At 62.2% G+C, this 21735-nt stretch carries 22 protein-coding genes; 12 read left to right on the plus strand and 10 right to left on the minus strand.

Going from position 1 to position 21735, the window contains the following annotated elements; all coding sequences use genetic code 11:
• Positions 1-106: 106 nt before the first annotated feature.
• A complete protein-coding gene (locus tag IEX53_RS02295) occupies positions 107-835 on the plus strand; it encodes a sulfate transporter family protein (RefSeq protein ID WP_188821119.1) in 729 nt (242 codons plus the stop codon).
• Here the strand turns inward: IEX53_RS02295 and nth are convergent.
• The gene (gene nth, locus IEX53_RS02300; protein WP_188821008.1) at positions 825-1562 is read right to left on the minus strand and encodes an endonuclease III; all 738 of its coding nucleotides are present in this window, start codon (positions 1560-1562) and stop codon (positions 825-827) included. The two genes, IEX53_RS02295 and nth, sit on opposite strands and share 11 nt — an antisense overlap.
• A gap of 50 nt (positions 1563-1612) precedes the next feature.
• Between nth and IEX53_RS02305 the strand changes: the two genes are divergently transcribed.
• Together IEX53_RS02305 and IEX53_RS02310 are read left to right on the plus strand one after the other, a co-directional pair.
• A complete protein-coding gene (locus IEX53_RS02305; protein WP_188821010.1) occupies positions 1613-2113 on the plus strand; it encodes a DUF2244 domain-containing protein in 501 nt (166 codons plus the stop codon).
• Positions 2114-2177: 64 nt separating this feature from the next.
• A complete protein-coding gene (locus IEX53_RS02310; RefSeq protein WP_188821012.1) occupies positions 2178-3062 on the plus strand; it encodes a ribokinase in 885 nt (294 codons plus the stop codon).
• A 19-nt stretch (positions 3063-3081) separates the two neighbouring features.
• Here IEX53_RS02310 and IEX53_RS02315 read toward each other — a convergent pair whose 3' ends face one another.
• On the minus strand, positions 3082-4017 hold the full coding sequence (locus IEX53_RS02315; protein WP_188821014.1) for a nucleoside hydrolase: 936 nt from the start codon (positions 4015-4017) through the stop codon (positions 3082-3084).
• A 227-nt stretch (positions 4018-4244) separates the two neighbouring features.
• Between IEX53_RS02315 and IEX53_RS02320 the strand changes: the two genes are divergently transcribed.
• Positions 4245-4667 carry an Hsp20 family protein gene (locus IEX53_RS02320; RefSeq protein ID WP_188821016.1) on the plus strand — a complete coding sequence of 141 codons (423 nt, stop codon included), beginning with the start codon at positions 4245-4247 and terminating at the stop codon, positions 4665-4667.
• A 226-nt stretch (positions 4668-4893) separates the two neighbouring features.
• On the plus strand, positions 4894-5145 hold the full coding sequence (locus tag IEX53_RS02325) for a BQ00720 family protein (RefSeq protein ID WP_188821018.1): 252 nt from the start codon (positions 4894-4896) through the stop codon (positions 5143-5145).
• 51 nt (positions 5146-5196) lie between these two features.
• On the opposite strand, the gene ptsN is transcribed toward IEX53_RS02325, so the two are convergent.
• The 4 genes from ptsN to gyrB form a co-directional block, all read right to left on the minus strand.
• Positions 5197-5661, minus strand: coding sequence for a PTS IIA-like nitrogen regulatory protein PtsN (gene ptsN, locus IEX53_RS02330; RefSeq protein WP_188821020.1), 465 nt, complete (start codon positions 5659-5661; stop codon positions 5197-5199).
• Between the two features lie 205 nt (positions 5662-5866).
• Positions 5867-6463, minus strand: coding sequence for a ribosome hibernation-promoting factor, HPF/YfiA family (gene hpf, locus IEX53_RS02335; protein ID WP_188821021.1), 597 nt, complete (start codon positions 6461-6463; stop codon positions 5867-5869).
• Between the two features lie 360 nt (positions 6464-6823).
• The gene (gene rpoN / locus IEX53_RS02340; protein ID WP_188821023.1) at positions 6824-8344 is read right to left on the minus strand and encodes an RNA polymerase factor sigma-54; all 1521 of its coding nucleotides are present in this window, start codon (positions 8342-8344) and stop codon (positions 6824-6826) included.
• A gap of 147 nt (positions 8345-8491) precedes the next feature.
• Entirely contained in the window at positions 8492-10945 is a 2454-nt protein-coding gene (gyrB, locus tag IEX53_RS02345; protein ID WP_188821025.1) for a DNA topoisomerase (ATP-hydrolyzing) subunit B, read from the minus strand.
• A 204-nt stretch (positions 10946-11149) separates the two neighbouring features.
• Between gyrB and IEX53_RS02350 the strand changes: the two genes are divergently transcribed.
• Genes IEX53_RS02350 through IEX53_RS02360 form a run of 3 tightly spaced genes read left to right on the plus strand, consistent with a single transcriptional unit; the run spans position 11150 to position 13743 of the window.
• On the plus strand, positions 11150-12574 hold the full coding sequence (locus tag IEX53_RS02350; protein WP_373288518.1) for a cytochrome P450: 1425 nt from the start codon (positions 11150-11152) through the stop codon (positions 12572-12574).
• Between the two features lie 52 nt (positions 12575-12626).
• A complete protein-coding gene (locus IEX53_RS02355) occupies positions 12627-13037 on the plus strand; it encodes an antitoxin Xre/MbcA/ParS toxin-binding domain-containing protein (protein ID WP_188821027.1) in 411 nt (136 codons plus the stop codon).
• Complete coding sequence (locus tag IEX53_RS02360; RefSeq protein WP_188821029.1) at positions 12997-13743, plus strand: RES family NAD+ phosphorylase; 747 nt, start codon at positions 12997-12999, stop codon at positions 13741-13743. Before IEX53_RS02355 ends, IEX53_RS02360 begins: the two co-directional genes overlap by 41 nt.
• Before the next feature lie 4 nt (positions 13744-13747).
• Here the strand turns inward: IEX53_RS02360 and IEX53_RS02365 are convergent, their stop codons facing one another.
• The 3 genes from IEX53_RS02365 to IEX53_RS02375 are packed head-to-tail and all read right to left on the minus strand — an operon-like array spanning position 13748 to position 15630.
• Positions 13748-14203, minus strand: a complete 456-nt coding sequence (locus tag IEX53_RS02365; protein ID WP_188821031.1) for a GNAT family N-acetyltransferase — start codon at positions 14201-14203, stop codon at positions 13748-13750.
• Complete coding sequence (locus tag IEX53_RS02370) at positions 14203-15315, minus strand: S-(hydroxymethyl)glutathione dehydrogenase/class III alcohol dehydrogenase (RefSeq protein ID WP_188821033.1); 1113 nt, start codon at positions 15313-15315, stop codon at positions 14203-14205. The genes IEX53_RS02365 and IEX53_RS02370 overlap by 1 nt, the downstream gene beginning before the upstream one ends.
• A 33-nt stretch (positions 15316-15348) precedes the next feature.
• Complete coding sequence (locus IEX53_RS02375) at positions 15349-15630, minus strand: metal/formaldehyde-sensitive transcriptional repressor (RefSeq protein WP_188821035.1); 282 nt, start codon at positions 15628-15630, stop codon at positions 15349-15351.
• Positions 15631-15757: 127 nt separating this feature from the next.
• Here IEX53_RS02375 and hrpB point away from each other — a divergent pair, with 127 nt between their 5' ends.
• The 3 genes from hrpB to IEX53_RS02390 all read left to right on the plus strand — a co-directional run bounded on the left by hrpB (position 15758) and on the right by IEX53_RS02390 (position 20263).
• Positions 15758-18214 carry an ATP-dependent helicase HrpB gene (gene hrpB / locus IEX53_RS02380; RefSeq protein ID WP_188821123.1) on the plus strand — a complete coding sequence of 819 codons (2457 nt, stop codon included), beginning with the start codon at positions 15758-15760 and terminating at the stop codon, positions 18212-18214.
• A 9-nt stretch (positions 18215-18223) separates the two neighbouring features.
• Complete coding sequence (locus IEX53_RS02385) at positions 18224-19516, plus strand: ActS/PrrB/RegB family redox-sensitive histidine kinase (RefSeq protein ID WP_188821037.1); 1293 nt, start codon at positions 18224-18226, stop codon at positions 19514-19516.
• Between the two features lie 183 nt (positions 19517-19699).
• Positions 19700-20263 carry an ActR/PrrA/RegA family redox response regulator transcription factor gene (locus tag IEX53_RS02390; RefSeq protein WP_188821039.1) on the plus strand — a complete coding sequence of 188 codons (564 nt, stop codon included), beginning with the start codon at positions 19700-19702 and terminating at the stop codon, positions 20261-20263.
• 13 nt (positions 20264-20276) lie between these two features.
• Here the strand turns inward: IEX53_RS02390 and IEX53_RS02395 are convergent, their stop codons facing one another.
• The gene (locus IEX53_RS02395; protein ID WP_188821041.1) at positions 20277-20771 is read right to left on the minus strand and encodes an MmcB family DNA repair protein; all 495 of its coding nucleotides are present in this window, start codon (positions 20769-20771) and stop codon (positions 20277-20279) included.
• A gap of 237 nt (positions 20772-21008) precedes the next feature.
• On the opposite strand from IEX53_RS02395, the gene IEX53_RS02400 reads away from it, so the two are divergent.
• Entirely contained in the window at positions 21009-21626 is a 618-nt protein-coding gene (locus IEX53_RS02400; RefSeq protein ID WP_188821043.1) for a L,D-transpeptidase, read from the plus strand.
• The last annotated feature ends 109 nt before the right edge of the window (positions 21627-21735 follow it).

Consider the following 21735-nt stretch of genomic DNA (forward strand, 5'->3'; position numbering starts at 1 on the left):
GATGTACCGTTTTGCGGCGCTCTTGGCTAGCCTTGCCCTTTTCCAAGACTTCCATCCACCCTATGTGTTGGACCGCGCATCCAGCATTTGACCAAGGGATATAATGATGATTTTCGATGCGGCCAGCGCCGCGCTACGGCATCTGCCTACGCCGGCATTCCGTTCGCTCCTGTGGAAATCGCTGGGGGCGACGTTCGTCATTCTCATGCTGCTGTGGATCGCGCTGCGCCAGATCTTCGTCCATCTGGCGTGGCCCTATCTCGGCCAGATGCTGCCCGGATTGCCCGAGTGGGCGGGATGGCTCGGCACGGTCGGAGCGATCTTTGCCAGCCTTGGCCTCGCGCTCGGGCTGGCGCTGCTGATCGCGCCCATCACCGCCTTGATTGCCGGGCTGTTCCTCGACGACGCGGCCGAGATCATCGAGCGGACGGATTACCCCGCCGATGCGCCCGGACAGGCGCTTCCCTTGATGCAGTCGCTGGTGCTTTCGCTGAAATTCCTCGGCGTTGTCATCGTCGGCAACATTTTCGCGCTGTTCCTGCTGCTGGTGCCGGGCGTCAATCTCATCGCCTTCTTCATCGTCAACGGCTATCTTCTGGGGCGGGAATATTTCGAGTTCGCGGCAATGCGGTTTCGCACGCCCGACGAGGCGAAGGCGCTGCGCAGCAAATATGCCGTCACGGTGTTTCTGGCCGGGCTTATCATCGCCGCCTTCCTCGCCATCCCCATCGTCAACCTTCTGACGCCGCTCTTCGCCGCCGCAATGATGGTGCATCTCTACAAGGCGGTATCGCGACGCGAGCAGGCTCCGGCAGCTTCCATGATCAGGGGATAATAGGAATCAGCGGCGCGGGGATGTCGGTGGTTTTCACCGCCGCCTTGCAGAGGTCGGCGATGATGCATTCTTCGCATTCGGGCTTGCGCGCCTTGCAGACATAGCGGCCATGCAGGATCAGCCAATGGTGGGCGTGGAGGAGATATTCCTTGGGCACCACCCGCATGAGCTTGTCCTCGACCGCTTCAGGGGTTTTCCCAGGTGCAAGTCCGATGCGGTTGCCGATGCGGAAGATGTGGGTGTCTACTGCCATGGCGGCCCGGTTGAAGGCAACGTTGAGGACCACATTGGCGGTCTTGCGGCCAACGCCGGGAAGCTTGACGAGGTCGTCGCGATTGTCCGGCACCTCGCCGCCATGGTCGCGGATCAGCGCTTCCGAGAGGGCGACGACATTCTTTGCCTTGTTGCGCCACAGGCCGATGGTCTTGATATATTCGCCGACCTTCGCCTCGCCGAGCGCCAGCATCTTCTGCGGCGTGTCGGCAATGGCGAAGAGCGGGCGCGTCGCCTTGTTGACGCCGACATCCGTCGCCTGCGCCGAGAGCACCACGGCGACAAGAAGCGTAAAGGAGTTTACATATTCCAGTTCCCCTTTCGGCTCGGGGCGCTGGACCGAAAAGCGGCGGAAAATCTCATGGATTTCCGCCTTCGTATAGAGCGTTCCCGCCACGCGGGCCGGACGCCTTGCGACGGCCTTTTCCGCCGATTTGATTTTGGTGTTTTCCATATCCCCTCTATACTCGTCCACCTCCCTGCGCGGCAAGGAAGCAGAATGAAATGAGCCATCCGGATGGCGCAAACACACACGCAAATGACGCGCCTTTCTTCCAGGCGCTGCTGGTGCCGCACCGCTCGCTTGGGCGCACCGGCTTTCTGGTTCTGATGACGGCGCTCCTTGCCGGGTGGATATTCACCGGCATCCTGTTTCTCTCCATCGGCGCGTGGCCGGTGTTCGGCTTTTTCGGCCTCGATGTGCTGCTCGTCTATCTCGCCTTCCGCTTCAATTACCGGGCGGGCCGGGCGCGGGAGGAGATATCGGTTTCGCGCACCGCGCTCGACATCCGGCAGGTGGCGCCATCGGGGCGGACGCGTGAGCATCGCTTCAACCCGTTCTGGGCGCGCTTCCGCGTCTCGCGGCACGAGGAAATCGGCATCACCGCCATGAATGTGGAAGGCGAAGGGCGGCGAATCGCCATCGGCTCCTTCCTCAATCCCGACGATCGCGAAAGCTTCGCCTCCGCCTTCGCGCGGGCGCTTGCGACCGCGAAGGGGCGCTGATCCTCTGGCCATTTCCCGCCGATAGCCTGTATATGGCTTCCATCATCACGCAGCAGGGGTTCCCATGATCACCGTTATCGGCTCCATCAATCTCGATCTTATCGCCCGGACCGCGCAATTGCCTAAGCCCGGCGAGACGGTGTCCGGCTCTGCTTTCCAGACCGCGCCGGGCGGCAAAGGAGCGAATCAGGCGCTGGCCGCAGCACGGGCGGGCGGCACGGTGCACATGATCGGTGCAGTGGGCAATGATGCCTTCGCGGCGGAAGCGCTGGCGCTTCTTGAGAAAGGCGGCGTCGATCTTTCCCGCGTGCGCAAGACCGAGAGTGCAACGGGCGTAGCGCTCATCACCGTCGAGGCGTCGGGCGAGAACGTGATCGTCGTGGTGCCGGGGGCGAACGGTACAATTTCGCAAGGCGATGTCGATGGCGCGGGCCTTTCCGGCGGGCATCTGCTGCTCCAGCATGAAATCCCCCTCCCCCTCGTCAAGGCTGCGCTGGAAGCGGCGCGGGCGAGCGGTACGGTCTCCATCCTCAACACCGCGCCCTGGCAGAACGAAGCGGCGGACCTGCTGCCGCTTGCCGATATCGTCATTGCCAATGAAACGGAATTCGACCTCGCCGCGGATCGACTGAAGCTCGAGGGTACGGACCGCGAGGCCCGGATGGCGGGTTTCACGGGCAGGACGGGGCGCACGGTGATCGTGACGTTGGGCGCGGACGGGCTACGCGTCACGACGCCAGACCGGCAATTCGCCGTCCCTGCCTATCCGGTCGCGCCGGTCGATACGGTTGGCGCGGGCGACACCTTCTGCGGCTATCTCGCCGCCGGTCTGGACACGGGCCTGGAACTGGAAGCCGCCTGCCGCCGCGCGGCGATTGCGGCTTCGATTGCGTGTCTCAAGCCCGGAGCGCAGCCGGCTATTCCGTTGGCGGGGGAGTTGCCGGGGTAAGCGCCAAGCCCAAGCGCCCCTACAGCTGCTCAATCCGCTCCGTCAGCAGCGCGAAGAACCCGTCGTGGTCCACATCGCGCATGACGAGCGCGTTATTAGCGCGGCCCGTCACGCCCCACCAATCGACCACAGTCATGCCCAAGGTCAGCTCCGACTGCGTCTCGATTTCGACATTGCAGGTGCGGCCGGAATAGAGCTCCGGTTTCAGGAGATAGGCAATGACGTTGGGGTCATGGAGCGGGCCGCCGTCGCTGCCGTACTTCGCTTCGTCGAAGCGCTCGAAGAATTCGAGCAGCGCCACGCAGGCGTCGCCCGCGCGGGTGCCCATGGCGCGGAAGCGGTCGATGCGCCTGGCGGTGGTCAGCGCCTTGTGGGTGACGTCGAGCGGCATGACGACCAGCGGGACGCCGGAGGCAAATACGATCTTCGCCGCTTCCGGGTCGACATAGATGTTGAATTCGGCGGTGGGCGTGATGTTGCCGCCCTCGAAGAAGCCGCCGCCCATCAGCACGATCTCGCGGATGCGCGGCGCGATCTCCGGCGCGCGGATCAGCGCCTGCGCGATATTGGTGAGCGGGCCGATGGGGCAGAGCGTGAGGCTGCCCGGCTCCTCGCGCATAATCGTCTCGATGAGGAAATCGACGGCGTGCTGCGGCTGGAGCGGCATTTGCGGCTCGGGCAGGTCGGGCCCGTCGAGGCCAGTGCGGCCATGCACGTGCTCCGCGGTCACCAGCCGGCGCATCAGCGGTTGCGCAGCGCCTGCATAGATTTTCACATCCGTCCGGCCCGCCAGCTCGCAGATCTTGCGCGCGTTCTTCTCGGTCAGAGCCAGCGGCACGTTGCCTGCCACCACGGTGATGCCGAGGACATCGAGTTCCGGGCTTGCCAGCGCCAGCAGGATTGCCAGCGCGTCGTCCTGGCCGGGGTCAGTGTCGATGATGATCTTGCGCGCCATTTGCGTAACCATTCCTTATCGTAGACGAGGGAAAACGGCCCGGATGGAGAACCCAGCGGGCAGGAATCCGATTCTGCTCTTGAACAGACCGATTTCACGGACCATATCTCAAGGCAAGGGAGAAATGCCGAAATGGGTTCTTCCAAATTGCCCACGCAAAGCCTGACGGAAAACCGCTTTATCTTCCCCGGGCTTGCTGGGTACGGTCGCTTTGACGAGGACTGAAAATGACACGCATGACGCCGTTTTCGAGCCCGCTTTTGCTCGGGTTCGATACGATGGAAAAAACCCTGGAGCGAATCGCAAAATCCGGCGACGGATATCCGCCCTATAATATCGAACGCCTGCGCACCAATTCCGGCCATGAACGGCTGAGGATCACCCTTGCGGTAGCGGGCTTTTCCGACAATGACCTGGAAGTCACCACTGAGGACAACCAGCTCGTCATTCGCGGACGGCAGACCGAGGAAGAGGAACGCGAGTTCCTGCACCGCGGCATCGCGGCCCGCCAATTCCAGCGCGTCTTCGTGCTGGCGGACGGAATGCGGGTGATCTCGGCGCAACTCAAGAACGGATTGCTCTCAATCGATCTTGATCGTCCGGAACCGGAACGCCTCGTCAAGCGTATCGATATCAGCGTGAAGGATTGAGAAGGCTACTCGATCTTAATTTGGCCGCATGGTCCCATCCAAATAGCCCGTTACTTCGGGATCGTGCATCGCTTCAGTCGCATGGTCTAATCCAAAAAGCCTTCCACTTTTTGGGATCATGCATTGCTTCAGTCGCATGACCTTATCCAAAAAGTCTGCAACTTTTTGGGATCATGCTCAGCTCTCAAGGCAAGGTCGGCCACGGCTTGTCAGGATGGAGGCTTAAATGACCACTCAAAAGCAAATTTTCACGGAAGCAGAATTCGCACATCTGGGTGCGGGCGAAGTCGCCTATATGCGCAAGATGCGCACCGACGATCTGGCGCGCAGCTTTCCCGCACTGCCGCCCATGGCCCCGGGACTGGAGCTCTGGGCCCTCTTCGGCGCCGACGGCGCGCCCATCGTGCTCTCCGACGCCCGCGCCAATATTCTTGCCGGCGCGCAAGAGCATGAATTGCGCACGGTGATGCTGCAGTAATCCTATGTCCCGTCGTCCTCGGGCTTATCCCGAGGATGAGGCGGTGGAGCTTCAAGCCGCGTGCGACGTCGGCTGTGTGGTCAGGAAAGCATAGAGCGCCTGCGCGTCATGAGTGCCGCGCAGCTTCATCACCACATCGGGATCCCGCAGCAGGCGGGCGATACGGGACAGCGCCTTCAGATGATCCGCACCCGCATTTTCAGGCGCGAGCAGCAGGAAAACAATATCGACGGGCTGGTCGTCCAGCGCCTCGAAATCCACGGGATTGTCGAGACGGGCGAAGATGCCGGTGATGCGCTTGACGCTGGGCAGCTTGCCATGGGGAATGGCGATACCATTGCCCACGCCCGTGGAGCCGAGCCGCTCCCGCTGCAGCACGGTATCGAATACCTCGCGTTCGGGGAGACCGGTCAGTTCCGCGGCCTTCTCGGCCATGATCTGAAGCAATTGTTTTTTGGAGCCCGCTTTCAGCGCCGGCAGGATAGCCGCCGGCTGAATCAGATCGCTAAGATCCATTCTCTCCATTCCTTCTACTGCGGGGCCTCACGACCCCGGCTCTATATAAGCCTCCGCGCACCCCGAACAATGCGGAAACCCCTCAGGATCCGGAGCTGGAAACGCCGCGCCGGATCCCACCAATTGCGCCGGAATGATTTGTTTCCAGGCGCATAATCTCCTTCGAAAAGCCCGCGGCTTTCCCGCTGCGACCTTCAACTCATGCTCAAGAGCGGGACATCTTCTGCCCCTTCACCGCCGAAGGGTCGATCCAGCCGATATTTCCATCGGCCCGGCGGTACACGATATTGACCTGGTCGTTGCCGGCATTGCGGAACACCAGGACCGGATTGTCCTTGAGGTCGAGTTCCACGACGGCGGAGGCGACGCTCATGGTGCGCAGCGAAACGGAGGTTTCGGCGACAATCGTAGGCGCATACTCCTGCGGAACTTCGTCCTCATCATCCTCCGGCACGGGCGACATCACCCGGTAGGCCACGTCGTCATAAGCGGAATTGCTGTTGGCGACCTGATGCGATTTCAGCCGACGCTTGTAACGGCGCAGGCGTGTCTCGATCCGGTCGGCGGCGGCATCGAAGGCCAGTTGCGGATCCTGCGCCTCGCCCGTCGTCTGCAGGGCAGCGCCCGTATCGAGATAGAGCATGCAATCCGCCGAAAAGCGGGAGCCGGATTTCACGACCGTCACGTGGCCGGAATACCCCCCGTCGAAATATTTGCCGACTGCCTCTCCGATCCGTTCCTCGATCCGGATGCGGAATGCATCGCCGATGTCCATATGCTTGCCAGATACACGCAGACTCATGTGGTTATGCCTCGTTTGCGTTTCACCTCGGGTCACATCTAACCACAAGGCGCGGTGTGAGCAAAGCGATCCGGTATCTTCATGCCCGGATCATGCGATCAACTTTCCCGTTCCGACATTATCTGCATGATCTTGTCCAAAAGCCTGCGGCTTTGTGAAATCATGCATCAAACCACCACTGCGTGCAATCCTCCCTTTCCGGCAACCTGCCCAAGCGAGGGCCCGCTCGCGTATTGTCCACGCGAGCGGGCTTCTATGTGTTGACGTTGGGAAAGTCAATTCAAACTTAAGGAAACCTTAACGGCCTCCTTCCCTGGTTGCAGCTGAAAAGTCCAACAACTCTCCGGCACTCCAGCCCTCTTATCCGGCAGCGGCGAGCGCCTTCTTTTCCCGGCGCCGCTGGATCGATGAGGGGATGCTCATCGCTTCCCTGTATTTGGCGACGGTGCGCCGGGCGATATCCACGCCTTCGCGATTGAGGATATCCACAATGGCGTCGTCGGACAATATCGAATCGGGGGTCTCGCGCTCTATCAACCGGCGGATCTGGTGGCGCACCGCCTCGGACGAATGCGCGGCGCAGCCCTCTTCCGCCGAGGCGATGGCGGCGGTGAAGAAATAGCGCAATTCGAAAACGCCGCGCGGCGTCAGCATGTATTTATTGGCGGTGACGCGGCTGACCGTCGATTCATGCATCTGGATGGCGTCCGCGACCATGCGCAGATTGAGCGGCCGCAAATGCGAAATGCCATGGGCGAGAAAACCATCCTGCCGCCGCACGATCTCGCGGGCGACTTTGAGGATGGTGCGCGCCCGCTGGTCGAGGCTGCGCGCCAGCCAATTGGCGGTCTGCATGCACTCGACAAGAAAATCCTTGTCCTGCGGTCCGGCGCCACGCGCAACGACCGTATAGTAATCATGATTGACCAGCACGCGCGGCAGGGCGGCGGGGTTGAGCTCGATCTCCCAGCCGCCGTCAGGCGCGGGCAGGACGTGGATATCAGGCACGATGGCTTCCGCCGCGTTCGTCGAAAACAGCGCGCCCGGTTTCGGGTCGAGAAGACGGATTTCCGCCAGCATGTCGAGGAGGTCGTGTTCATCGACGCCGCACAGCTTTTTCAGCGACTGGAAATCCCGCTTCGCCAGCAATTCCAGATTGGCGACCAGCGCCTGCATGGCCGGGTCGAAGCGGTTCTTTTCCTTGAGCTGAAGCCCCAGGCATTCGGCAAGATCACGGGCGAACAAACCAGGTGGATCGAAGCCTTGCAGGACAGCGAGCACACGCTCGACGCGCGGCAACGCCACCCCCAGGCGCGCCGCCACGTCAGCGATATCCGCGCGCAGATAACCCAGTTCATCGAGATGATCTGTGAGGTCGGCAGCGATAAGCCGTTCGGCGGGATCGCGCAAGGCGAACAATATCTGCTCTTCCACATGCTCGCGCAGGGAAATGCGATGCGCAGTCACCTGCTCGATATCGAAACCTTCACCTGTGGCGACATAGCCGTCGCCGCTGGACGATTTCCATTGCGCAGCGAGGTCGGGCGCGATCTCGTCATGGCGCCCGGGGTCGTCGGGGAAGACGTTTTCCATGGAGGCGTCATATGCCTCCGCGATGGCGCCAGCATCCAACACGCTGTTGTCCCTGAGCCAGTCACCCTCTTCCGCCTGCTCCTCGCGCCTGTTCTCGTCGGCATCGTCAGGGGCCGGACCATCGGCCTCATCGAGTCGCTCAAGCAGCGGGTTCTTCTCGATTTCCACATCGATGAAATGCTCAAGCTCGATATGGGTCATCTGCAACAGCCGGATGGATTGCATCAGCTGCGGCGTCATGACCAGCGATTGCGATTGCCGCAAGTCGAGCTTTGGCGAAAGTGCCATGGCGTTTACGTTTTTCTCCCCCTTGGATAGATGTCTCCCCGCCTTTACAAAACTGGTACAAACCTTGCTTGTCAATCGTGAATGCACGAAGGCCCGAGGATGCGGCGCATCCCGGGCCTTCTTTTGAGAATTTCGGCGAAAAACCGATTATACGTCGAGATTGGCGACGCTCAGCGCGTTTTCCTGGATGAATTCGCGGCGCGGCTCGACATTGTCGCCCATCAGGCGGCTGAAGAGCGAATCCGCATCGGTAGCGTCGGAAACCTTGACCTGCAACAGCGAGCGGGCGTTGGGGTCGAGCGTCGTCTCCCAGAGCTGCTCGGCGTTCATTTCGCCCAAGCCTTTATAGCGCTGCAGGGTCAGACCTTTTTTTCCGGTGGCGAAGACGGCGTCAAGCAGCGCCAGCGGCCCGGAGATTACTTCGATCTTGTCCTTGCGGCGAAGCGCGGGAGGCGCGGCGTAAACCTCATGCAAGCGCGCCGCAAAACGGTCAAGCTGGCGGGCATCAGCGGAACCGAGCAACGCCATGTCGAGCGTGGTGACGTCCTTGACGCCGCGAAGCATCCGCTCGAAGCGGTAGCCGCCTTCTTCCGTCACAAACCCGGCCCAGCCGCGCTCTGTCTCCTCAGCGATGAGGTCGAGACGGCGGGCGATATCGTCGGCGGCCAGTTGCGCCCTTTGCGCATCGCTCACCGCTTCCGGATTGAGCGCGCCGGCGATGGCGGCCTGTTCCGCGACGTTGCGGTTATAGCGGGTGTGGAGGCCGCCCAGGAGTTGGCGGACGGTCAGCGCATCGTCGATGATGGCGCGCAGGTCAGCCCGTGCCCGCACCTCACCATTGGCGAGAGTCAGCGTCGCCTCTTCCAGGCCCGATTCGATCAGATATTCCTCGAAGGCTTCCTCGTTCTTGATATATTGCGAGGACTTGCCGCGCGTCACCTTATAGAGCGGCGGCTGGGCGATATAGAGATGGCCGCGCTCGATCAGCTCCGGCATCTGCCGGAAGAAGAAGGTCAGGAGTAGCGTGCGAATGTGCGCGCCGTCCACGTCGGCGTCGGTCATGATGATGATCTTGTGATAGCGCAGCTTGTCCGGGTTGAACCCGTTCACCTCATCCTTCCCGATGGAGGTGCCAAGCGCCATGATGAGCGTGCCGATCTGCTCCGACGTCAGCATCCTGTCCAGCTTCACGCGTTCGACATTCAGGATCTTGCCGCGCAGGGGCAGGATCGCCTGGTTCTGGCGCGAGCGCCCGCCCTTGGCCGAGCCGCCCGCTGAGTCACCCTCGACGATGAATATCTCGGACTTGGCCGGATCGCGCTCCTGGCAGTCCGCCAGCTTGCCGGGCAAGGATGTCATGGTGAGATTTGATTTGCGTGTAATGTCACGGGCCTTGCGGGCAGCCTCACGGGCAGCCGCAGCCTGAATGACTTTATCGACAATGATTTTCGCCTGCGCTGGATGTTCCTCCAGCCAGATGGACAGAGCTTCATTGACGCAGCTTTCCACCACGGGGCGAACTTCTGAGGAAACCAGCTTGTCTTTCGTTTGCGAGGAGAATTTCGGGTCCGGCACCTTGACGGAGAGAATGGCGGTCAGCCCCTCCCGGCAATCGTCACCGATAAGCGCCACCTTTTCCTTCTTGGTCAACCCCGAGCTTTCGGCATAGCCCGTCACCTGACGGGTCAGTGCGCCACGGAAGCCGGCGAGGTGCGTTCCCCCCTCGCGCTGCGGAATGTTGTTGGTGAAGCAGAGCACTTTCTCGTGGTAGGAATCGTTCCACCACATCGCCACCTCGACGGTCATCCCGTCCTTTTCGGTGTGGATGTAAATGGGCTCGCCGATGACCGAGCTTTTGCCGCTGTCGATATGGCGAACATATTCGACCAGGCCGCCATCATAATGCAGTTCCTGTTTCCTGACGTCCGCATGGCGCTTGTCGGTCAGAAGGATGCGCACGCCGGAATTGAGGAACGCAAGCTCGCGCAGGCGCCGTTCCAGCGTGTCGTAATCGAACTCGACCATGGTGAAAGTTTCGGAGCTCGGCAGGAAGGTGACTTCCGTTCCCGTCTCCGCGCCCGCGTCGCCGGCGACGGCAAGCGGAGCGTCCGGTACGCCATGGGTGAAGCTCATCTCGTGAATCTGACCGGCGCGGCGGATCTTCAGCTTGAGCCAGACCGACAGGGCATTGACCACGGAGACGCCGACGCCGTGCAGGCCGCCGGACACTTTGTAGGAATTCTGGTCGAACTTGCCGCCCGCATGGAGCTGCGTCATGATGACTTCCGCCGCCGATACACCTTCCGAAGAATGGATGCCGGTTGGAATGCCGCGACCGTTGTCGGTGACGGTGCAGGAGCCATCGGGATTGAGCGTGACGGTGACAAGGGTGGCGTGACCGGCGAGCGCCTCGTCGATCGCGTTGTCCACCACCTCGTAGACCATGTGGTGCAGGCCAGAACCATCGTCGGTGTCGCCGATATACATGCCGGGGCGCTTTCGCACCGCATCCAGCCCCTTGAGCACCTTGATGGAATCAGCCCCATATTCGGAGGATGCGCCGGAGTTTGCTTCCGGTGTCGTCTCGGATATTTCGCTCATGGAAAACTTTCGTCTGTCTGCCGAAAAGAACAGCGCGGGAAGCCCCTCGAATCACGCGCTGAGAAGACTTCAATATAGGCGCTAAAGCCAGTTTTTCCAAATCTTTGCGGCGATTTTGCGGGGAAATCGCCTCTCCCATGGCCGCTCGCCCATTACATTCCTATATTGGACCAAGGCGGCGGGTTTAACTCGGGAGGTTTGTTGATGAGCGACATGACAATGGGCGGCGTATGCACCAAGGGCGGAAGGGATAATCCCTTCATTCCGCCCGCGCCCAGGCCGCGCGACAAGCCGGTCGGGCGTCTCGAGCTTATCCGCATCATATACCGCAACCCGCTCGAACTCTGGGGCAAGCCTTCCTACAATGAGCCATGGGTGGAGGTGGATTGGCTCGGCACCCACACCCTTATCGCCAACGATCCCGGGCTTATCCGCCATGTGCTGGTGGATAATGCAAAGAACTACCGCATGGCGCGGGTGCGCCAACGCATCCTGCGGCCGATCCTGCGCGACGGGCTATTGACGGCAGAGGGCGAGGTCTGGCGACGCTCGCGCAAGGCGATGGCGCCGGTATTCACACCGCGCCATATCCACGGCTTCGCCGAGGCGATGCGGGAGCGCTCCGAAGCCTTCGCGGAACGCTACGCCACGCCGGGCCTCGTCACCGATGTCGCGCGCGACATGACACTGCTCACTTATGACATTCTGGCGGCAACGCTGTTTTCCGGTGAGATCGCCGGAGAATCTGGCCAGTTCGCCAAGGAAATCGACAATCTGTTCGAAACCATGGGTAGAGTCGATCCACTCGACTTGTTGGGCGCGCCTAACTGGCTGCCACGCTTCACCCAGATCAGGGGGCGAAGGTCACTCGCCTTCTTCCGCAAGATCGTTACCGACACGGTGGCCATGCGCAAGGCGCGCATGGCGAAAAATGAAGACGTGGCCAATGATTTTCTGACGCTGCTTCTCAAAACCGAGGGGCCAGAAGGCCTCTCCCGCACCGAAATCGAGGACAACATCATCACCTTCATCGGCGCGGGACACGAAACAACGGCCCGGGCGCTGGGCTGGACACTCTATCTCCTGGCCGAAGCGCCGCAGGAGCGCGAGATCGTCGAGAATGAAATCGACGCCTTCTTCGCCAATGGCGGGCGCGATCTCCCGCCGCAGGAATGGCTGACGAGGCTGCCTCTCACTCGCGCCGCCTTCGAGGAGGCGATGCGGCTCTATCCGCCGGCGCCCTCGATCAACCGGGAAGCGGTGGAGGACGACCAATATCAGGACCTGAAAATCAGGAAGGACACGGCGGTGCTCGCCATGCCATGGACGATCCACCGTCACCGCCTCTATTGGGAAAACCCGGAAGCCTTCATCCCGGCTCGCTTCCACCCCGAACATCGCGATAAAATCGACCGTTTCCAGTACCTGCCCTTCGGCGCAGGCCCGCGCGTCTGCATCGGCGCGAGCTTCGCCCTGCAGGAGGGCGTCATTGCGCTGGCGGTGCTGTTGTCCCGCTACCGCTTCGACACGGTAGGCGATACCAAGCCTTGGCCAGTGCAGAAGCTGACAACGCAACCACAAGGCGGCATACCGATGAAAGTGTCACCGAGGCGCGAAAATAGCACTTGATTTCTCCTGAAATTGCTCCATATATTCTTTCATGAGGAATGGAGAGAAGACAATGCTGGGTTTCTCTGAAGGACAAGCGCCGTTTGGCCGGGCACGGCCGGAGCCAAGCCTTTCGGATCGGGTGGCTGTCGTTGCCAAAGCGCTCATTCGCGCTGCGGACCTGCTCGGGGTCAGCGGCAAAGAACTGGCTGTCATTGTCGGGCTTTCGGAGGCTTCGCTTTCGCGGCTGAAGCGCGGCGGCGGGGATACTGCCTTGAGCGGCAAACCCTATGAGCTGGCGTTGCTTTTCATTCGTCTCTATCGCTCGCTCGATGCGATCATGGGCGGCGACGATGCGGCCGCGCGGCAATGGCTGCGCGCGGACAATACGGCGCTTGGCGGCAAGCCACTGGAACGGATCAAGACCATAGATGGCCTCGCCCATGTCCTCGCCTATCTGGACGCCCGCCGCGCTCCGCTCTGAGGCACGGCCTCACGAAGGAAGCTGCTGGCGGCTGGTCGAGGCGCAGCACCGCGTCTCCACCATGAAGCTTGTCGATACGCTGGATGAGCAGGGGCTTTTGGAAGACGCGCTCGAGGTAACCAAGCCGCCCCTGCCGCCGGAATGCCGGGGCCTCGATTATCTGTTGGCCACGCCTTTCCGCTATGGCCGCTATCCCGATGACTCCCGCTTTCGCCGCGCCGGCTATACGCCGGGCGTGTTCTATGGCAGCGAGGCGATGGAAACCGCCGTCGCCGAGACCGCCTTCTATCGGCTGCTGTTCTTCGCCGAGAGCCCGCAAACGTCCTGGCCGGGCAATGCGCTGGAATTCACCGCGTTTCAGGTGAAGTTTTCAGGCGATGCGATCGATCTGACCGCCGAGCCTTTGGTGAAGGACGAGGCGCATTGGACGCATCTGACCAACTATTCCGCCTGCCTCGCGCTCTGTGACGCCGCGCGGACGGCGGAAATCGCGATTATACGCTATCGCTCGGTGCGCGATCCGAAGGGCGGCGCGAACTTCGCCATTCTCACCGCCCAAGCCTTCTCAAGCCCGCGCCCGTCGCGCTTTGCCACTTGGCGCATGGTGTTTTCCGATTATGGCGTGAACGCGCTCTGCGACATGCCGGAACTGCGCCTGGGCTTCCCCAAGGCGCTGTTCGCCGGCGACCCGCGCATGGTGCGGTGAGGGTCTAAGCTGCAAGCCGCATGTCGATATGCGGGATGCCATCTTCGAGATATTCCTCCGAGACCGGAACGAAGCCGAAAGAGCCGTAGAAGCCGTGAAGATGGCTCTGGGCGCTGATTTCGATATCGCGGTCATGAAAGCGCTCCCGGCAATAGACGACCGCCTCGCGCATGATCGTTTCGCCGAGTCTCCTGCCGCGGTGGCTGGGTGCCACGATGACGCGGCCGATCCGGGCGGAGCCTTCCCCTGAGGGCGGAAGAATGCGTAAGTAGGCCGCGAGCGCGCCGTCGTCCAGCACCCGCAGATGCAGGGCGTCAAGGTCCTTGCCGTCCAGTTCCGGATAAGGGCATTTCTGCTCGACGACGAAAACATCCACGCGCAGTTTCAGCACGGCATAGAGGTCGCGCGGAGCAAGCTCATCGAGCTTGCTCCAGACGAATTGCAATTCTCCGTCGCCCATCAATAGACCACCACGGAGCGGATCGACTTGCCCTCATGCATCAGGTCGAAGGCGGTGTTGATCTCATCGAGCGGCATGGTGTGGGTGATGAGGGAGTCGATATCGATCTTGCCTTCCATGTACCAGTCGACGATCTTCGGCACGTCGGTGCGGCCACGCGCGCCGCCGAAGGCCGAGCCTTTCCAGACGCGGCCCGTGACGAGTTGGAACGGGCGCGTGGAAATCTCCGTGCCCGAGGGAGCGACGCCGATGATGATCGACTCGCCCCAGCCGCGATGGCAGCATTCCAGCGCCTGGCGCATGGTGTGGACATTACCGATGCACTCGAAGGAGAAATCCGCCCCGCCGCCGGTCAGGTCCACAATGGCCTCGACCACCTTGTCGCGACCGACCTCGTCCGGGTTGACGAAGTGGGTCATGCCGAATTTCTTCGCCATCTCGACCTTGGCGGGGTTGAGATCGACGCCGATGATCTTGTCCGCGCCGACCATGCGCGCACCCTGAATGACATTGAGGCCGATGCCGCCAAGGCCGAAGACCACGACATTCGCGCCCGGCCAGACCTTCGCCGTATAAACCACCGCGCCGATGCCTGTCGTGACGCCGCAGCCGATATAGCAGATCTTGTCGAAGGGCGCGTCCTCGCGCACCTTGGCGACCGCGATTTCCGGCAGAACGGTGAAATTGGAGAAGGTCGAGCAGCCCATGTAATGGAACACCTCGCCGGCATCGCATGAGAAGCGCGTGGTCTTGTCCGGCATCAGGCCCTGGCCTTGCGTGGCGCGGATGGCGGTGCAGAGATTGGAGCGCTGCGACAGGCAGGTTTTGCACCCACGGCATTCCGGCGTGTAAAGCGGTATGACGTGATCGCCGGGCTTGACCGAGGTGACACCCGCGCCGACCTCCCGCACGATGCCCGCGCCCTCATGGCCGAGAATGGCCGGGAACTTGCCCTCCGAATCGAGGCCCGACAGCGTGTAGGCGTCGGTATGGCAGACACCGGTCGCCATGATCTCGACCAGCACTTCCCCCGGCTTCGGCCCGCCTATCTCGATGGTCTCGATGGTGAGCGGCTTGTTCGCTTCCCAGGCGACGGCGGCGCGAGATTTCATGACAAAGTTTCCTTCCAGTTCGATGTATTAGCGCTATTTGAGATAGGTGCGCAGAATTCCCATGATTTCGTCGATTTGCGCGTCGGGGTTGGCCGGACCGGTGGGTCCCCCCGCGAGCCCGAAGGTCTCGCGGAAATGGCTCTCCAGTACCTCCGCCATCAGCCCATTGGCAGCGCCGCGCAATGCCGCGATCTGCTGCAGCAGGGCCGCGCATTCCGTGCCGGCTTCCACCGCGCGCTCCAGCGCCTCGGCCTGCCCCTTGATGCGGCGCAGGCGCGTCAGGGCGCGCTTCTTATCGTCAGGTGAATGTGGCATTGGCCCTCCCGAATGCTGCGGACGGTATATACTATGGGGGAGTATGTCAACCGCTTCGGTTGCGCCTTTCCATTCCCGGCAAAACTGGTGTATCGGTGAGCCTCCGGATGCATTTATGGAACATTTTTTGCCAAGCCTGCCCGACCTTCCCGTTACCCGTGTTCTTCCCGCGCTCGATGAGGCGCTGGCGGCCCATGCGAGCGCCGTGCTCGTCGCGCCACCCGGCGCGGGCAAGACGACGCTGGTGCCGCTCCATATGCTGGGCGCTCCGTGGCGGAAGGATGGCATGATCGTGCTTCTGGAGCCGCGCAGGCTCGCCGCCCGCGCCGCCGCAAGCCGCATGGCCTCGCTCATTGGCGAAGAACCCGGCGGTACGGTCGGCTACCGGATGCGGCTGGAAAGCAAGGTTTCGACGAAGACCAAAATCCTTGTCGTCACCGAGGGCGTGTTCGCGCGGATGATCCTCGACGATCCGGATTTGAAGGGCGTTTCCGCCATTCTCTTCGACGAGTTTCACGAGCGCAGCCTCGACGCGGATTTCGGACTGGCGCTGGCGCTCGACGTGCAGGCGGGCTTGCGCGACGATCTGAAGATACTCGTGATGTCGGCGACGCTCGACGGCGCGCGCGTGGCGTCATTGCTGGGCGACGCGCCTGTGGTGACGAGCGAGGGCCGCGCCCATCCGGTCGATATCCGCTATCGCGACCGCAAGCACGACGAGCGCATCGAGGATGCAATGGCGCGAGCAATCCGCGAGGCCCTGGCGGAGGAGACGGGCAGCATCCTTGCCTTCCTCCCCGGACAAGGCGAAATCGAGCGCACGGCGCGGCTCCTCGAGGGTCGCCTGTCTGCAAATGTCATACTCGCGCCGCTCTATGGTGCGATGGAAGGGCGGGATCAGGACGCCGCCATCCGCCCCGCGCCTGATGGCAAGCGCAAGGTGGTGCTGGCGACCTCCATTGCCGAAACCTCGATCACTATTGACGGCGTGCGGGTGGTGATCGATTCCGGCCTCGCCCGCCTGCCGAAATACGAACCCGCGACTGGGCTTACCCGGCTTGAAACCGTCCGCGCCTCGCGTGCGGCGGTGGATCAGCGGGCGGGCCGGGCCGGGCGAACGGCGCCGGGCGTCGCCATCCGCCTCTGGCATTCGGGCCAGACGGCTGCGCTGCCGCCCTTCTCGCCGCCGGAAATTCTGGAGGCCGATCTTTCCGGCCTCGTGCTCGACTGCGCCGCATGGGGCGTGACCGATCCCGCAACGCTCGCTTTTCTCGATCCGCCACCGAAACCGGCATTGGCCGAGGCGAAAGCGCTCTTGACCCGGCTTGGCGCGCTGGATGCGGCGGGCCGATTCACGCCGGAAGCGGAGGCGATGCGCGCGCTGGCGCTGCCCGTCCGCCTCGCGCATATGGTGGCGGAAGCGGGCAAGCGCGGCGAAGCGCAGACCGCCGCGGAACTCGCGATGCTTCTCACCGAGCGCGGGCTTGGCGGCAATGAAACGGATCTCGAAGCACGCGCCGGGCGCTTTCGCAATGACCGCTCCGACCGCGCCATGCGGGCCAAGGGATTGGCCAAACGCCTTGCAGCTTCGGTGCCGAACAAGGGCGCGCCTGCCGGGTCAAGCATCGGGCGGATGCTGATCGACGCCTATCCAGACCGCATCGCCAAGGCGCGCGGGGCGACGGGGCAGTTCCTGCTCGCCAATGGGCGCGGCGGCGAAGTCGATCCCGGCGTCAGCCTTAGCCGCGCGCCATGGCTTGTCGTGGCCGATATGAGCGGCAAGGCGGGCCGTGCGCGCATTCTTTCAGCAGCGGAGGTGTCGGAAACGGAGATACGTTCCGCTTTGGGCGATCAGATCGAGAGCGGCAGGCAGATCATCTACGATCCCGAAAAGAATGCATTGCGCGCCCGCGAGGCGGTCCGCATCGGCGCCATCGCTCTCTCAGAAAAACCGCTCGCCGCGCCATCGGGGAGCGCCGCCGACGAGGGTGTGATCGAAGCGGGGCGGGCGCATGGCCTCGCCATCCTGCCATGGAGCAAGGAAGCGGAAACCCTGCGCCGCCGCCTCGGCTGGCTCCATCGCGGCCTTGGCGAACCCTGGCCGTCGATGGAAGACGAGCCGCTTCTCGAAAAACTGGAGGACTGGCTGCTGCCGTTCCTGACCGGCGAAGCGCAGCTCGACCGCATTGCGGGCCATGCGCTGAAAAATGGGCTGATGAGCCTCGTCCCTTTCGATTTGCAGCGCCAGGTGGACAAGCTAGCGCCCACGCATTTCGAAGTGCCGACCGGCTCGCAAATACCCATCCGTTACGATGCGGAGGAACCGGTCATCGCGGTGCGGGTGCAGGAACTTTTCGGCCTCGGCGTTCATCCATCCATAGCGGACGGCAAGGTGCCGCTGCTGCTGGAGCTGCTCTCCCCCGCTCATCGCCCGATCCAGATCACCCGTGACCTGCCGGGTTTCTGGAAAGGTTCATGGGCCGATGTGCGGGCCGATATGCGCGGGCGTTATCCCAAGCATGTCTGGCCCGAAGACCCCGCCAATGCGGAAGCGACGCGGCGGGCGAAACCGCGCGGGCAGTAGGAAAACACAATGACCCCCGATTTCAACAATCGCGCCTCGTTTCTCTCGCGCCGGCTCCGGCTGACGACGCTGGTGCGGCTGCGCTGGCTGGCAATTGCCGGGCAGACGGCGGCCATCCTCACCGTGATGCTCTACCTGGAATTCCCCTTCCCGGTCAGCATCTGCCTGGGGCTGATCGCGGCTTCCGCGTGGCTTAATCTGCTTCTCTCCTTCCGCTACCCGGTCAATCACCGGCTTGCGCCGGAAGCGGCTTTTGCCGTTCTCGCCTTCGACCTGCTTCAGCTTGCCGGGCTTCTCTATCTCACCGGCGGGCTGCAAAATCCGTTCGCGGTGCTGCTGATCGTGCCTGTTGTCATTTCAGCGACATCGCTTCCCGCCCGCAGCACCATGGTGCTGGGCGCGCTTGTCATCGTCTGCACCACGCTTCTGGCCATCTACCACCGTCCCCTGCCCTGGTATCCCGGCATCGAGATGACGCTGCCTTACCTGCTCATCGCGGGGGTCTGGTGCGCCATCGTCTCGGCGCTGGTGTTCACCGGCGTCTATGCCTACCGCGTGGCGGAGGAAGCGCGGCAATTGGCCGACGCGCTCGCGGCGACGGAACTCGTGCTCCAGCGCGAGCAGCATCTCTCGGCGCTTGACGGGCTTGCCGCCGCCGCCGCGCATGAACTCGGCACGCCGCTCGCCACCATCGCGCTGGTGGTCAAGGAAATGCAGCGCGCGCTTGGGGCGGACGAGCGGCTGGCGGACGATCTGGAACTGCTGCGCTCGCAGACGCAGCGCTGCCGCGAGATCCTGCAACGGTTGACGAGCCTCTCGAGCGAGGGAGAGGAGCATATGTCGCGGCTGCCGCTTTCCTCGCTCATCGAGGAGGTAATCGCGCCACATCGAAATTTCGGCATCGCCATCGAGGTTAGCAAAACCGGCGGCGAAGGGCCGGAGCCGGTGGCCCGGCGCAATCCCGGTGTCATCTACGGGCTGGGTAACCTCATCGAGAACGCTGTCGATTTCGCCCGGGCCAAGGCGAGCGTTGCCTGGAAATGGACCGACAGCACGGTGGAAATCACCATTCTCGACGACGGCCAGGGCTTTTCGCCCGATATACTCGACCGCATCGGCGAGCCCTATATGACCAGCCGCGACGCCAGCGCCAATGGCGGCGGTGGGCTGGGGCTCGGGCTTTTCATCGCCAAGACACTGCTGGAGCGCTCCGGGGCCGACATCACCTTCCGCAACCGCAGCGATCCCGGACAGGGCGCGGAGATAAAGGTAGTCTGGCCGCGCGCCGCCCTGGCGGTTTGAATGACGGTTTGTTAGCCGCATTACGCATTGCCGAATGCCGCGTGCGTCGAAATTGTGCTGGCTATTTGACTTTTTGACGCATGACATCAATAAGGGACATCAAGAAAAAGCTTTGTTAGGCCGCATAATCTTATCCGAAAAGTCTGCAACTTTTCGGGATCATGCTCTAGAGGACATACCCTGATGGAAGATGCAGATCAGGACAACGCCGCCGCCATCGGCAGCGACCCTTCCCTTCTTCTGGTCGATGACGACAAGCCGTTCCTCCAGCGCCTCGCCCGCGCGATGGAAGCCCGCGGCTTTCAGGTGACGACGGCTGAATCCGTCGAAGAGGGAATTGCGGCGGTCAAGAATTCCGCGCCCGCCTATGCGGTGGTAGACATGCGGCTCGGCGACGGCAACGGGCTTGATATCATCGAGGCAATCCGTGGCCGCAGAGAGGATACCCGCGCCATCGTGCTGACGGGCTATGGCAACATCGCCACCGCCGTCAACGCCGTGAAGCTCGGCGCCATCGATTATCTCTCCAAGCCCGCCGATGCGGACGAAGTCTTTGCCGCACTTACCCGGCGCTCCGGCGAGAAGGTGCCGCCGCCGGAAAACCCGATGTCCGCCGACCGCGTGCGGTGGGAGCATATCCAGCGGGTCTATGAAATGTGCGAGCGCAACGTCTCCGAAACTGCCCGTCGGCTCAACATGCATCGCCGGACGCTGCAGAGGATATTGGCGAAGAGAGCGCCCAGATAGGGGAGGATAGAACCTATTCCCCTACGTCCTCCGGCATCACCAGTCCCGCCAGTTCCGCTAACGTCAATCTCGACGCGCCGATGCGGGCGAAGCGAAGCGTCATCGCCTTACGCGTTGCCGCCGCAAGCCGGTGTTCGGGTGCTTCACGCAGGATTTCCGCGCCATAGCCATCGGAGAGGATGAGGCCGCACTCCTCGGGGAAGATTTCGCGCGGCACACCGGGATGGGTGGCGAAGAACAGCCGGTCGCAATGGAGGCGATAGTCCGGCCATTTGCGGTCCGCCTTCCAGTCCTCGATCGATGATTTGATCTCGACGATCCAGACATCGCCGCTCTTCGTCAGCGCGGCGAGGTCGGCGCGGCGTCCGGAAGCCAGCGGCAGTTCCGGCAGGACCGCCAGCCCCATTTCCAGGAACAGGCGCTGCACGCCGCGCCGCACCAGCATGGCGTTTTCCGACTGGCGTCCGTCGGCGAGCGGATGGGTCTGGTTGAGGGTCATGATCGGCATTGGAAGGCTCTTTCTTTGCCCGCATGATCTTATCCGAAAAGTCTGCAACTTTTCGGGATCATGCGCTGCGGAAGCCAGAAATGTGGCTTTTCCGCGCCACATCGGCATTTTTCGGAAACAAGCCACCGTTGAAGAACTCGCATTATGGTTAACCGTCAGTTAAGAAAACGGTCAATAGGTTGGTGTAACTGGTTTGGGTGATTCGTCGGATCAGATATATTTCGTGAGGGAAGATATATGAATATCAAGCAGTTACAGGCAGCTGCCGCAATACTTGCCGCAGCCGCTCTAGCAGGCTGTACAACAGCGGAAGAGCGCAGCCACGTTCTTGCCTATTCCTCGGTGACGGATGCAGGCTACACGCTTCCCGCCATACCCTACGGTAAAATCCCGCCCCAATATCAGCGGCAGATTGTTGACTACCAAACCCAGGAAGCGCCGGGGACGGTGATCGTCGATACCGAAAACAAGTTCCTCTATTACGTCATGCCCGGCGGCAAGGCGATGCGCTACGGCATCGGCGTTGGGCGCGAAGGCTTCGGATGGTCCGGCACGGCGCGCGTCGCCATGAAGCGCGAATGGCCAACGTGGACGCCGCCCGCCCCGATGATCAAGCGCCAGCCGGAACTGGCTGTCTATCGCGGCGGCATGGAGCCGGGCTTGAAGAACCCACTCGGCGCTCGCGCGCTTTATCTTTACCAGGGCGGCCGCGACACCGGCTATCGCCTGCACGGCACGCCGGAATGGTGGTCCATCGGCAAAGCAATGTCATCGGGCTGCATCCGCCTGATGAACCAGGACATCATCGATCTTTACAACCGCGTCGATGAAGGCGCGAAGGTGATTGTCAAGTAAGGGAGTTCACTTCCCCTCATCCTCTGGCTTGTCCAGGGGATGTAGTCGCCCGTGAACTATTCCCATCACGTTGATAGTTTTGTTTAATTTCTCTCTTCCCACCGCTTTG

It is taken from the genome of Paramesorhizobium endophyticum, from assembly GCF_014640615.1.
GTDB lineage: Bacteria > Pseudomonadota > Alphaproteobacteria > Rhizobiales > Rhizobiaceae > Paramesorhizobium > Paramesorhizobium endophyticum.